This is a genomic window from Gilliamella sp. LMG 34359 (genome assembly GCF_984569085.1).
Genome location: NZ_OZ474906.1, coordinates 273273 through 286735, shown reverse-complemented (window position 1 = coordinate 286735; position 13463 = coordinate 273273). Strand labels below are relative to the sequence as shown.

The following is a 13463-nucleotide window of genomic DNA, read 5'->3' as shown; positions in this document are numbered from 1 at the left end:
TTTAATTGGTTAATTTTGCACTGATCTGTTGCGCAGTGCAAACATCTTGTACAATTTGTTGTTGTAAATCGGTTAGCGAATCAAATTTTTTCTCATCGCGTAATTTACGAACAAAGGTAACGTCTAAATATTGTCCATAAATATCACCTGAAAAGTCAAATAGATTCACCTCTAAAATCGCTTTTTTGCCTTGAATAGTTGGTCTGATACCGATATTGGCAATACCATGATAATGTTGATCATCACAACAATTCCTGACTTTAACCAAATAGACGCCTTGCAAAGCTGGTTTACTGCGATTTAAATGAATATTGGCTGTCGGGAAACCTAATTGTCTTGCTAACGCATTGCCATGAACTACCTTGCCTTGAATAGCGTAATGGCGACCTAAAAGGCAATGCGCTAATTTAAAATCACTATTAAATAAAGCTTCACGAACCGCGGTACTGCTGACTCTTAAAGTGTCGTATACAAATGTTGGCATACTTTCTACGGCAAATTGATTATTATGCGTATACTGTTGTAAAAGGGTGATATCACCTTTACGTTGATGGCCAAACCGGAAGTCATCACCAATAACAATATATTTAGCTTGTAATTGGTTTATCAACCAATCTTGAATAAAATTTGCGGCTGACATATTGGCAAAGGTTTGGGTAAATGGAACCGCGATAATATAGTCAATACCGAGTTTTTCAATTAACTGCACTTTTTCTTTAAATGACGTTAATCTTGCCGGAGCATTTTGTTTGCTAAAAAATTCTAAAGGTTGAGGTTCAAATAACATAACCACAGTTGGCAAGTTTAATTTCTTACCTTGTTCTATTAAATGGTTAATTAATTGTTGGTGTCCTAAATGCACGCCATCAAAGTTGCCCAATGTAAGTACACATTGAGAAAATTGATTGTTTAAATTAGCTATACCGCGGATTATCTTCATGAAAGCGTGTTATTAATTATGATGTTTTAACTTAAATAGTTGTGGATTATACCAATCTTTCGGAAAGATGCACCTAATATCAGTAGGGTTTTAAATAAGCAATATTTTGTGATAAGAAAATTCAAACGCTTGATCTGGATACCAAGCGTTTTGGGGATTTTACTACTGTATATTTTTGATGATTTTATTAATAGTGTTTTAGCGCTCTTAAAAATTCTTGTCGGGTACTAGGATTTGTTTTGAACCCTCCACCTAATGCGGTAGTAGTGGTTAAACTATTGGAATCTTTAATACCACGAGCTTTCACACAATAATGGGTAGCGTCAATTGAAACGGCAACATTGACTGTGCCTAATAATGTTTGCAAGGCAACTAAAATTTGTTGGGTTAATCTTTCTTGTACTTGCGGACGCTGGGAGAAAAATTCAACAATCCGATTGATTTTCGATAGACCGATCACTTTATCTTTTGGGATATAAGAAACGGTAGCTTTTCCGTCGATGGTGACAAAATGGTGTTCACAAACGCTGGTTAAAGTAATATCCCGAACGGTAATCATTTCATCAACCTGCATTTTGTTTTCAATCAGGGTGATTTTGGGAAAGTTATGATAGTTAAGTCCGGAAAAGATCTCATCAACATACATTTTGGCAACGCGGTGTGGCGTTTCGCTAAGGCTATCATCACTCAAATCTAGCTCCATGAGTTTCATGATTTCGCGAAAATGTTCTTCAATTTTGGTTTTCCGTTCGTTACTGTCCATAGGTAAACGACATGATGGGGTTTCAAGATTTTTAGCTGCAAGTGCTTTTTTGACTTCTTGAGCAGCAAGACTTAATTCTGTCATTTATTCAATACTCAGACGAAAATAGATATCACATTATATATTACAGATATAGTGATATACAGTATTTTTAACCAATCAATTGAGGATAAAGCGCCGCGACATTCAAATATTTTTGCACTATATTATCGTGGTTCACAAGAATATTGCTACTAATTAGGTTATACTGATAACAATCGTATAAAATAACATTTGGGTAACTATTAATGCCAAATAATACGCCAATTATTTTAATTGATGGCTCTTCTTATCTTTATCGAGCTTTTTTTGCTTGTCCTCCTTTAACTAATGCCAAAGGTGAACCAACTGGGGCTATTTTTGGAGTGATCAATATGATTCGTAGTTTGATGAATCAATATAATCCTACCCATATTGCAGTAGTTTTTGACGCCAAAGGTGGATCATTTCGAAATGAAATTTATAGCGAATATAAAGCAACACGTGACGAAATGCCTGAGAATTTACGCCCACAAGTTGAACCAATTCACACTATTTTAAAAGCAATGGGGTTACCTTTGCTTTGCGTAGATGGTGTTGAAGCTGATGATGTAATAGGAACTTTAGCCAGACAAGCTGAAAAAGAAAATCTCGAGGTACTCATTAGTACTGGGGATAAAGATATAGCGCAATTAGTGAGTGATAAAGTTACACTGATTAATACTATGAATAATACAGTGCTTGATCCGCAAGGTGTTATCGATAAATTTGGAGTGCCGCCAGAAAAAATTATCGATTATTTAGCATTAAGAGGCGACAATTCCGATAATATACCAGGTGTAGCAGGGATTGGAGAAAAAACAGCACAGGCTTTATTAACCGCTTTTGATAGTGTAAAAGATATTTATGACCATTTAGATGATATTGAAAAATTATCGATTCGAGGTGCTAAATCATTAAAGCAAAAATTAATAGACAATCAAAAAGATGCTGAGCTTTCTTATCTATTAGCTACCATTAAAACCGATGTGGCATTAGATTTTACCAATGAACAACTACTTGTTACAGATCTTGATGTAAATAAGTTAGTCGAATTATTTGCTTATTATGGTTTTCATCGTTGGCAAAAAGAATTAATAGCGGGTAATTTTTTAAAACAACAAAAACTAACGGCTACAGATATTAATAATCTGTCGTTATTCTCACAGGAGAGCGATACCGTTAAAGATAAGATTGACACCGATTATCAATGCATATTAACCCATGAGCAGTTAGATGATTGGCTCGCTAAATTAACTAACTGTCAGCAGTTTGCCTTTGATACTGAAACGGATAATGTTGATCATATTCATGCTAAATTGGTTGGCATATCGCTAAGTGTTACACCTCATCAAGCTGCTTATATTCCTATTAATCACCAATATCTTGGTGTGCCAGATCAATTACCATTAAATGAGGTATTAACTAAATTAAAACCAATATTAGAAAATCCTAAAATTAAAAAAATCGCGCAAAATGCCAAATTTGATTATAGTGTGTTAGCTAATTATGGTATCCATGTGCAAGGTATTGCTTATGACACCATGTTAGAGTCTTACGTGTTAAACAGTACTGAACGACACGATATGGATAGTATGGCAAATCGTTATTTGCATCTTAAAACTATTACCTATAATGAATTAACCAAGGTGGATAAAAAACAGATCACCATCGATGCTATTGAGGTTGAAAAAACCACGCAGTATGCCGCTGAAGATGCCGATGTTACTCTGCAACTTCATCAGAAACTATGGCCGGAAGTGGAAAAAGACCAAAAGCTCACCAAGTTATTTACCGATATTGAAATGCCACTGGCGATTGTGTTGGCCGATATGGAAAGAACTGGGGTGTTAATTGACCCTAAACAGTTAAATGAGTATTCCACAGAATTAAATAAAAAAATGCTAGAAATAGAAACTGAATTGCAATTTCTAGCGGGTGAAAAATTTAATCCTTCTTCACCAAAACAGATTCAAGCTATTTTATTTGAAAAACACCAACTACCCGTATTAAAAAAGACCCCAAAAGGTGATCCATCAACGAGTGAAGATGTGCTCAGTGAGCTTGCGGAGCAGTATGTTTTACCACGTAAAATTTTGCTTTATCGTAGCTTAGCAAAACTGAAAAATACTTATACTGATAAATTACCTTTGATGATAAGTCCAATCGACCACCGAATTCATACCAATTACAACCAAATTGGTACGGTAACAGGACGACTGTCATCAAATGATCCAAATTTACAAAATATTCCGGTTCGTAATGAAGAGGGGCGGCGAATTCGGCAGGCATTTATTGCACCACAAGGTTATAAAATTATTTCAGCCGATTATTCGCAAATAGAGTTACGCATTATGGCGCATTTATCACAAGATCAAAGTCTGCTTAGCGCCTTTGCTAATGATAAAGATATTCATAGAGTAACCGCGAGTGAAGTATTAAGTAAACCAGAAGCAGATGTGACAGCCGAAGAGCGACGACGCGCTAAAGCGGTCAATTTCGGTTTGATTTATGGTATGAGTGCGTTTGGATTATCGAAACAAATTAATATTCCTCGTAAAGAAGCACAATTCTATATTGATCGCTATTTTGAACGTTATCCTGGTGTACAAACTTATATGGAAGAAACACGCCAATTGGCAACGCAACAAGGCTATGTGGAAACTCTATCAGGAAGACGATTATATTTACCAAAAATTATTTCTGGCAATGCTATTGAAAAACGAGGTGCTGAGCGTGCGGCAATTAACGCGCCAATGCAAGGTACTGCAGCTGATATCATCAAAACCGCTATGATTAAGATGAGTGAGTGGATAAAAAGTCTACCGACCGGTAGTATCAAAATGGTGATGCAAGTGCACGATGAGCTGGTGTTTGAGGTTAAAGAAGAGTTGGTGAGTGAATATAGTGTGTTGATTAAATCAATTATGGAAGATTGTTACCAACTGTCAGTACCATTAAAAGTAGACGTCGGTGTAGGTAATAATTGGGATGAAGCGCATTAATTTTTTAATTAACTTCATCCTATAGTATATAGTGTAATTTTTATATTAGACTATATATTGAGTAAATAGTTAAAATAAGTTACTAATTATGCCTTTTACTGGTGACTTGCTGAAACCTTTGGGCATGTTAGAATAAGCAGCTAAATCGAATTTATTGCAAAATATTATTGTCTTTCCCATTTATGGGAAAAGTTTGAATAAAAAAGAGCGCGAGTGACGAATTGATGTTCTAGTGTTCTTTTTTGTTATTTATAGGATTATTTCATGAAAATTAAAACCCGTTTTGCGCCAAGCCCAACAGGTTACTTACATGTTGGTGGTGCTCGTACTGCGCTTTATTCTTGGCTTTATACCCGCCATGCGCATGGCGCCTTTGTATTGCGTATTGAAGATACCGACCTTGAACGTTCAACACCAGAAGCCATTGACGCGATTATGGAAGGTATGAATTGGTTAAAATTATCATGGGATGAAGGTCCCTATTTCCAAACTAAACGCTTTGATCGCTACAATCAAGTTATTGACGAAATGTTGGCGAAGGGAACGGCTTATCGTTGCTATTGTTCAAAAGAGCGCCTAGAAAAATTGCGTGAAGAGCAAATGGCTAAAGGCGAAAAAGCCCGTTATGATGGTCATTGCCGTTGTGATGAAGTGCAAAAACAACATTCCCATAGCGAACCGCATGTTGTTCGTTTTGCTAATCCGGTTGATGGTGTTGTGATATTCAATGATTTAATTCGTGGACCGATCGAAATTGCCAATAAAGAGCTTGATGATCTCATCATTCGTCGTACTGATGGTTCTCCAACTTATAACTTTTGTGTCGTGGTTGATGACTGGGATATGGAAATCACCCATGTGATTCGCGGTGAAGATCATATCAATAATACCCCTCGACAAATTAATATTTTAAAAGCATTAGGGGCACCTCTGCCTGAATATGGTCATGTATCGATGATTTTAGGTGATGATGGCCAAAAACTCTCGAAACGTCATGGCGCAGTGAGCGTGATGCAATATCGTGATGATGGTTATTTGCCAGAGGCCTTGCTTAACTATTTAGTTCGTCTTGGTTGGTCGCATGGCGATCAAGAGATATTTTCAGTACCAGAAATGATTGATTTCTTCTCGCTAGATGCCGTTAGCAAATCAGCCAGTGCCTTTAATACTGAAAAATTACTCTGGTTAAATCATCACTATATTAACCATTTAGATGCTGACTATGTCGCGCAACATTTAGTTTGGCATATGAATCAACAAGGTTATGATTTAACCCAAGGCCCAGATTTGATTACTATCGTTAAACTCTTTGGTGAACGTTGTAAAACATTAAAAGAGATGGCTGAATCATGTCATTACTGTTATCAAGATTTTGCTGAGTTTGATAATGATGCAGCTAAAAAACATTTACGGCCGGTCGCCAAAGAACCTTTAGAAGCAATTAAAGCCAAAATTGCAGCGATTTCCGATTTCGATTGGCAAATTGATAAAATTCATCATGCTATTGAGGCAACCGCAACCGAACTTGAAGTTGGTATGGGAAAAGTCGGTATGCCACTTCGTGTTGCAGTAACGGGGATAGGTCAATCACCTTCTGTTGATGCAACGGTTTATGCTGTTGGGAAAAAACGTACATTAGCAAGAATTGACAAAGCATTAGCTTATATTGCTAACAGAGAGCAAACTCAAGCATAATAATATTCCGTCGCCGATAATATTCGGCGACTCACTTATAGAGAGTTTATGATGACTCGCTTAAAGAAACGTTATTGGATTCCAGCCATTATATTACTTATTATAGTAATAGTGAGCTTATATGGTTGGCGATATTGGCTAGCATTTAAGGATGAACATAATCTTTCTGTAGACTGGCAAGGTCTCGATATCAGCCTTGACGGATTATCTTTTGCTGAACTCACTATTTCTCAACAACCACAATTATCGTTAAAAGCGAACAATATTAAACTATCTTGGTCTACCTTAACTGCAAAAAGTATTGATATTTATTGGCAATCCACCGAGTTAACTGATAAATCGACTTTGCCAAAGGTGGCAGATAATGTTAACCAACAACTTGAGCAATCCCCATTCAACTCTTCGCTTATATCTACCATCATTTATTGGTTACCGAAAACAATTAAAGTTGATTCGTTAAAATTTTATCAACAAAAAAATGAGTTAGTTAATCTAAAGATTGAAGCTACTAAAAATCAAAATACTATCGAGCTAAATTTAGCAAGCAATACTCAGGATATGGCAACGCTTGCGGCCAATATTTCATTCAATCAATCTAATTCTTGTTTTGTTATTGAAAATGGTATCTTGACTACTACTTTGCACCACTTTGGTATCGAAAAAGGTAATTTAACTTTACCATTTAGCGGAGTTTTAACCGATAAACAACTTACTTTAAAAAGTAGCGACAAAGCATTGCTTAATATCGATAAAGCTAAATTTTCGGATGATTTTCTGGTACAAAAACTAGTCGGCAAAGTCGCATTTGAATTGGTCATACCGATTCCATTTCAATCAAAACAGATCAATGGTAATGTGGCATTAATTATCAACCAATTCAATGGGATATATAAAGCGAGTGAAATTAAATCCGCAGTTGGTGATATCAGCATTTTAGTAAAAAATAATCAACTTTCTATTTCGACTTCGTCACTAACTGTTCAAGAAGTTAATATTGGGGTTAGTTTCGAGAAAGTTAAACTTGCTGGTAGTTATTTGGCATCTTTAGATAAGCCGCTTAACGGTATTGTAAAATGGCAATTAGCTCAAGCTACAATTTTTTCCGGTTTGGTTTTTCTGGATAAAGGACAATTGAATTTTGCTAAATTACCTCAACAGTTTAATTTAAGATTAAAAAAGTTACAATTGAAGGATATCTTTGCTAAATATCCGGCGGAAGGTTTAGCTGGTGATGGCGCTATTGATGGAACTTTGCCGGTAACACTATTACCATCGAGTAAAAAAGGGGCGGCTTTAACGGAAGTAATTATCAAAAATGGTCAATTAGTCACGGTTAATGATGGTTTCTTACGGTTTGATAATTCTGCCTTGAAAAATTATGCGCTTACAAATCCTAATATGAAAATTCTCACTGATCTTATTAAGAATTTTCATTATACTAAATTATCTGGTACCGTTAATTATGCCAATGAAATTGCTAAATTAGGACTAAACATTCAAGGAAGTAACCGTGATGTTGAGAATAATAAAGCAGTAAATTTAAATATTAATCTTGAAGAAAATATTGCAAAATTATTAATAAGTTTACAACTTGCTGATCAAATAAACGAACCTATTCGAAAACGTATTGAAGCGTATTTAAAAAGGAAATCTTGATAGATAAGAGGTTAATCTATGCTTAAAAATATTATTACCATTATAGTGTGTAGTGCTGTACTAATGGGTTGTACACCAACGGTTAAAGTACAAGCGCCTAACGAACCAATTAATATCAATTTGAACGTTAAAATTGATCACGAAATTAATATCAAAGTGGATAAAGCTCTAGATAATATTATCAATAAATCAGGTTTATATTAACTTGATAATATTATTCGTTGTTATTGGTTAATGAAACTGACCTTTACCGCGAAAGATTTAAAGTTTAATCGTTTTTACACATATTCATCTCATTTTAATATGATGTATTTAATAAGGAGTCTGTCATGAATATCTATAAAAAAGCAACAGTAGCATTATTATCAATCACCTTAGCTTTGCCGGTATTTGCTTTAAATTTAGATCAAGCGATTGATTCACTAGGCCAAGCTAAAGCCAATGGGTTAGTGGGAGAACAAGCTGATGGTTATTTAGGGGTAGTAAAAAATGAAGGTAATGCCAGCGAAATTGCCCAGTTAATTAATCAGGCTCGTAAACAAGAGTATCAAAAAGTATCAGTTCAAAGTAATGTGCCATTAGTGGACGTTCAAAATAGAGCAGGAACTAAAGCACAAGAAAAAACACCAGCTGGTCAATATATTAAACAACAAGGGCAATGGTTAAAAAAATAATAGTCAACTTTTACTGAAATAGAAAAAGTATAATGATATTGTACTTTAATTGTTAACCAATAATGTGTATGCTGTCATTTTTATGCTTTGCTTGTAATAATATTTAAAATAAATCTTATTAGTAAATAGTATCGTTTTAACGATTTTAAATGGAGAAATTCAATGTGTTCGATTTTAGGTATTCTTGATATTAAATCAGATCCAGAACAACTACGAACAAAAGCATTAGAACTATCAAGTCTACAACGTCATCGTGGCCCTGATTGGTCTGGTATTTTTGCTTCTGATAAAGCTATTTTAGCCCATGAACGTCTATCAATTGTAGATGTTAATACAGGATCTCAGCCGCTCTATAATAAAGACAAAACACTTGTTTTAGCGGTAAATGGCGAAATTTATAATCATCAAGAACTCCGAAATCAGTATAAAGATCGTTATGAGTTTCAAACAGGATCTGACTGTGAAGTGATCTTAGCTTTATACCAAGAAAAAGGTATTCACTGTCTTGATGATTTACAAGGTATGTTTGCGTTTATCCTTTATGATATTAATAAAGGTACCTATTTTATTGGTCGTGATCATATCGGTATTATCCCAATGTATATGGGATATGATGAAAACGGCACTTTTTATGTTGCCTCTGAAATGAAAGCATTAGTCCCAGTTTGTAAAACTATTGAGGCTTTCCCTCCTGGTTGTTATTTATCTAGCACTGAAGGTGAAATCAAAACCTATTACAAACGTGATTGGATGCAGTACGATAATGTCAAAGATAACAAAACTGATATCAATGAACTTCGTATTGCATTAGAAGAATCTGTTAAAAGCCACCTGATGTCTGATGTGCCTTATGGGGTTTTATTATCAGGTGGACTTGACTCTTCAGTTATCTCTGCGATTACCAAAAAGTTTTCTGCGCGTCGCGTTGAGGATCATGAAAAATCAGAAGCATGGTGGCCACAATTGCATTCATTTGCGGTTGGTTTAAAAGGAGCGCCAGATCTTAAAGCAGCACAAGCGGTTGCTGACCATCTAGGTACGGTTCACCACGAAATTAACTTCACCATCCAAGAAGGTATTGATGCGATTCGTGATGTTATTTATTACATCGAAACCTACGATGTCACAACCATTCGCGCATCAACCCCAATGTATTTAATGGCAAGAAAAATTAAAGCAATGGGCATTAAAATGGTGTTATCGGGTGAAGGTGCTGATGAGGTATTTGGTGGTTATCTCTATTTCCACAAAGCGCCAAATGCTAAAGAGTTCCATGAAGAAACTGTGCGTAAATTAGCTGCACTGCATATGTATGATTGTGCTCGTGCTAATAAAGCAATGGCGGCTTGGGGGGTGGAAGCTCGGGTACCATTCTTAGATAAAAAATTCTTAGATGTTGCAATGCGCATTAACCCTACAGATAAAATGTGTGGTAGTAACGGTAAAATGGAAAAACACATTGTCCGTGAAGCCTTTGAATCTTACTTACCGGCTTCAGTAGTATGGCGCCAAAAAGAGCAATTCTCTGACGGTGTTGGTTACAGTTGGATCGATACCTTAAAAGAGATTGCAGAAAGCAAAATTACCGATCAACAGTTAGAAAACGCAAAATTCCGCTTCCCATACAATACGCCAACCTCAAAAGAAGCGTATATGTATCGTGAGATTTTTGACGAACTATTCCCAGTTGAAAGTGCGGCACATTGTGTACCGGGTGGTCCAACCGTTGCTTGTTCAACAGCGAAAGCGATTGAATGGGATGAGTCATTTAAAAATCTAAATGATCCATCAGGTCGTGCAGCAGTTGGTGTGCATAATGATGCTTATAAAAAATAAATAGTATCGTAAAGAAAAATAAAAAAACGGGGATATTTCCCCGTTTTTAATGCTCACAATGCTATTATCACAAAAAGATATTGCTTAATGTGCTGCGCCTTTTGCCGCGCCAATTGGTAAAATTGTACGGCCGTATTGCTCATTGAGCACTTCAGCCATAGCAAGATAAATTGCACTCCCACCACAAATAATCCCTTCAAAGCCGGCAATATGAATAATGTCATGGTTACCAGAGATGTTGCCGATTGCTAATAAAGCAAATAAAACCGTTAAGCTAGCAAAAACAAATTGCAATGCACGATTTGCTTTTAAAGTACCGATAAACATAAAGGCGGTAAAAATCCCCCACAATGCTAGAAAAATACCTAAAAAAGTTGCATCAGTGTTTACCGTTGCTGATGAAGTGGGTAAATACCAAATACCGACTAATGCTATCCAGAAAAAACCATATGAAGTAAAAGCTGTGGTGCCAAAGGTATTGCCTTTACGGAATTCTAAAATTCCGGCAATCACTTGAGCCAGTCCACCATAAAAAATACCCATAGCAACGATGGCTGTGGTAACTGAAAAAAAGCCTGCATTATGAATATTTAATAAAATTGTTGTCATACCAAATCCCATAAGCCCCAATGGTCCCGGATTGGCAAGTTTAGTTTGTTGCATAAAATTCCTATTTTTAAACACAATAATAAAAATGGGTTGCAATAATAAGAGGTGAAATTATTGGAATCAAGGTCTATAAAAAAATTATTTTTATTTGCCCCCTTGATATTAATAATAATGTTCCCATCTATGTGAAAACAATTACATATCTTTGTCAAAATAAGGCCTTGAAATTGAATATTTAAGACTTATATACAGAGAATAAAATACAGGTTTGAGGAGAAACGATTATGGGTAAAATTATTGGTATCGACTTAGGTACAACAAATTCATGTGTTGCAGTAATGGATAACGGCCAAGCAAAAGTATTAGAAAACGCCGAGGGTGATCGCACAACCCCATCGATTATTGCTTACACACAAGATGGCGAAATTCTAGTTGGTCAACCAGCTAAACGTCAGGCAGTAACTAATCCACAAAATACATTATTTGCAATTAAACGTTTAATCGGTCGTCGTTATGAAGACGCTGAAGTACAACGTGATGTTGGTATTATGCCATATAAAATTGTTAAAGCAGATAATGGCGATGCTTGGGTTGATGTTAAAGGTCAAAAAATTGCGCCACCACAAATTTCTGCTGAAGTTTTAAAGAAAATGAAAAAAACCGCAGAAGATTATCTTGGTGAACCGGTTACTGAAGCAGTTATTACTGTTCCTGCTTACTTTAATGACGCACAACGTCAAGCAACCAAAGATGCTGGTCGCATTGCCGGTTTAGATGTAAAACGTATCATCAACGAACCAACAGCTGCTGCACTTGCTTATGGTTTAGATAAAGATGTGGGTAACCGCACTATCGCAGTATATGACCTTGGTGGTGGTACTTTCGATATTTCAATTATCGAAATTGATGATGTTGACGGTGAAAAAACATTTGAAGTATTAGCAACTAATGGTGATACTCACTTAGGTGGTGAAGACTTTGACTCACGCTTAATTAACTACTTAGTTGATGAATTTAAACGTGAACAAGGTTTCGATCTTAAAAATGATCCACTTGCGATGCAACGTTTAAAAGAAGCGGCTGAAAAAGCGAAAATCGAATTATCATCAGCGCAACAAACTGATATTAACTTACCTTATATCACTGCTGATGCAACAGGACCTAAACACTTAAATATCAAAGTGACTCGCGCAAAACTTGAATCATTAGTTGAAGATTTAGTTAAACGTTCAATGGAACCAGTTAAAACAGCATTAAAAGATGCAGGTCTTTCTGTTTCTGATATTAAAGATGTCATCTTAGTTGGTGGTCAAACACGTATGCCAATGGTACAAAAAGCCGTTGCTGACTTCTTTGGCAAAGAGCCACGTAAAGACGTTAACCCTGACGAAGCAGTTGCAGTTGGTGCTGCGGTTCAAGGTGGTGTATTAGGTGGTGATGTTAAAGACGTATTATTACTTGACGTAACACCATTATCATTAGGTATCGAAACCATGGGTGGTGTCATGACTACCTTGATTGAGAAAAACACAACTATCCCAACTAAACATAGTCAAGTGTTCTCAACAGCTGAAGATAATCAATCGGCGGTAACTATTCATGTGTTACAAGGTGAACGTAAACGAGCAAGTGATAACAAACCATTAGATCAATTTACCCTAGATGGTATTCAACCTGCACCACGCGGTATGCCACAAATTGAAGTAACATTTGATATTGACGCTGATGGTATTTTGCATGTATCTGCAAAAGATAAAAATACTGGTCGTGAACAAAACATTACCATTAAAGCTTCTTCAGGATTAAGTGAAGAAGAGATCCAAAAAATGGTAAGAGATGCAGAAGCAAATGCTGATGCTGACCGTAAGTTTGAAGAATTAGCACAAATTCGTAACCAAGCAGATCACCTTGTTCACTCAACTCGTAAACAAGTGACTGAAGCTGGCGATCAATTATCAGCTGATGATAAAACCGCTATCGAAAGCGCAGTAAGTAATTTAGAAAATGCTGCCCGTGGTGAAGATAAAGCAGAGATTGAAGCTAAAATTAATGCATTAATGGAAGCGTCAAAAAAATTACTTGAGTTAGCACAACAACAAGCTCAAGCGGATCAATCTGCTGGTCAAACAAATAGCGGAAGTGCTGCAGGGCAAGATGATGTTGTAGATGCCGACTTCAAAGAAGTTGATGACGAGAAAAAATAAGCATTAACTAATATGTTTTTTAAT

At 36.0% G+C, this 13463-nt stretch carries 10 protein-coding genes; 7 read left to right on the top strand and 3 right to left on the bottom strand.

The window, feature by feature from the left end; translation table 11 throughout:
• Position 1 precedes the first annotated feature (1 nt).
• Together ribF and folE are read right to left on the bottom strand one after the other, a co-directional pair.
• Positions 2-940: a bifunctional riboflavin kinase/FAD synthetase gene (gene ribF / locus AC5LXV_RS01465; protein WP_493467200.1), complete on the bottom strand. Its 939-nt coding sequence runs from the start codon at positions 938-940 to the stop codon at positions 2-4.
• Between the two features lie 187 nt (positions 941-1127).
• Positions 1128-1787 carry a GTP cyclohydrolase I FolE gene (gene folE, locus AC5LXV_RS01460; protein WP_110422393.1) on the bottom strand — a complete coding sequence of 220 codons (660 nt, stop codon included), beginning with the start codon at positions 1785-1787 and terminating at the stop codon, positions 1128-1130.
• 203 nt (positions 1788-1990) lie between these two features.
• Between folE and polA the strand changes: the two genes are divergently transcribed.
• The 6 genes from polA (at position 1991) to asnB (ending at position 10626) form a co-directional block, all read left to right on the top strand.
• Positions 1991-4765, top strand: coding sequence for a DNA polymerase I (gene polA / locus AC5LXV_RS01455; protein ID WP_493467199.1), 2775 nt, complete (start codon positions 1991-1993; stop codon positions 4763-4765).
• Between the two features lie 264 nt (positions 4766-5029).
• Positions 5030-6460 carry a glutamate--tRNA ligase gene (gene gltX / locus AC5LXV_RS01450; protein ID WP_493445594.1) on the top strand — a complete coding sequence of 477 codons (1431 nt, stop codon included), beginning with the start codon at positions 5030-5032 and terminating at the stop codon, positions 6458-6460.
• Between the two features lie 51 nt (positions 6461-6511).
• A complete protein-coding gene (locus AC5LXV_RS01445) occupies positions 6512-8116 on the top strand; it encodes an intermembrane phospholipid transport protein YdbH family protein (protein WP_493467198.1) in 1605 nt (534 codons plus the stop codon).
• An 18-nt stretch (positions 8117-8134) separates the two neighbouring features.
• Positions 8135-8320: a YnbE family lipoprotein gene (locus tag AC5LXV_RS01440; RefSeq protein ID WP_110422397.1), complete on the top strand. Its 186-nt coding sequence runs from the start codon at positions 8135-8137 to the stop codon at positions 8318-8320.
• 125 nt (positions 8321-8445) lie between these two features.
• A complete protein-coding gene (locus tag AC5LXV_RS01435) occupies positions 8446-8790 on the top strand; it encodes a YdbL family probable chaperone protein (RefSeq protein ID WP_493452368.1) in 345 nt (114 codons plus the stop codon).
• Between the two features lie 162 nt (positions 8791-8952).
• On the top strand, positions 8953-10626 hold the full coding sequence (gene asnB / locus AC5LXV_RS01430; RefSeq protein WP_493467197.1) for an asparagine synthase B: 1674 nt from the start codon (positions 8953-8955) through the stop codon (positions 10624-10626).
• 84 nt (positions 10627-10710) lie between these two features.
• Here the strand turns inward: asnB and satP are convergent, their stop codons facing one another.
• Positions 10711-11289, bottom strand: a complete 579-nt coding sequence (gene satP, locus AC5LXV_RS01425; RefSeq protein WP_110432263.1) for an acetate uptake transporter — start codon at positions 11287-11289, stop codon at positions 10711-10713.
• Positions 11290-11519: 230 nt separating this feature from the next.
• On the opposite strand from satP, the gene dnaK reads away from it, so the two are divergent.
• Entirely contained in the window at positions 11520-13439 is a 1920-nt protein-coding gene (gene dnaK, locus AC5LXV_RS01420) for a molecular chaperone DnaK (protein WP_493467196.1), read from the top strand.
• The last annotated feature ends 24 nt before the right edge of the window (positions 13440-13463 follow it).

What these genes read in the sequence shown, in the direction of transcription:
- satP (WP_110432263.1), bottom strand. Translation starts at nt 11,289, where the DNA reads ATGCAACAAACTAAACTTGCCAATCCGGGACCATTGGGGCTTATGGGA.
- asnB (WP_493467197.1), top strand. Translation starts at nt 8,953, where the DNA reads ATGTGTTCGATTTTAGGTATTCTTGATATTAAATCAGATCCAGAACAA.
- folE (WP_110422393.1), bottom strand. Translation starts at nt 1,787, where the DNA reads ATGACAGAATTAAGTCTTGCTGCTCAAGAAGTCAAAAAAGCACTTGCA.
- ribF (WP_493467200.1), bottom strand. Translation starts at nt 940, where the DNA reads ATGAAGATAATCCGCGGTATAGCTAATTTAAACAATCAATTTTCTCAA.
- AC5LXV_RS01445 (WP_493467198.1), top strand. Translation starts at nt 6,512, where the DNA reads ATGACTCGCTTAAAGAAACGTTATTGGATTCCAGCCATTATATTACTT.
- dnaK (WP_493467196.1), top strand. Translation starts at nt 11,520, where the DNA reads ATGGGTAAAATTATTGGTATCGACTTAGGTACAACAAATTCATGTGTT.
- polA (WP_493467199.1), top strand. Translation starts at nt 1,991, where the DNA reads ATGCCAAATAATACGCCAATTATTTTAATTGATGGCTCTTCTTATCTT.
- AC5LXV_RS01440 (WP_110422397.1), top strand. Translation starts at nt 8,135, where the DNA reads ATGCTTAAAAATATTATTACCATTATAGTGTGTAGTGCTGTACTAATG.
- gltX (WP_493445594.1), top strand. Translation starts at nt 5,030, where the DNA reads ATGAAAATTAAAACCCGTTTTGCGCCAAGCCCAACAGGTTACTTACAT.
- AC5LXV_RS01435 (WP_493452368.1), top strand. Translation starts at nt 8,446, where the DNA reads ATGAATATCTATAAAAAAGCAACAGTAGCATTATTATCAATCACCTTA.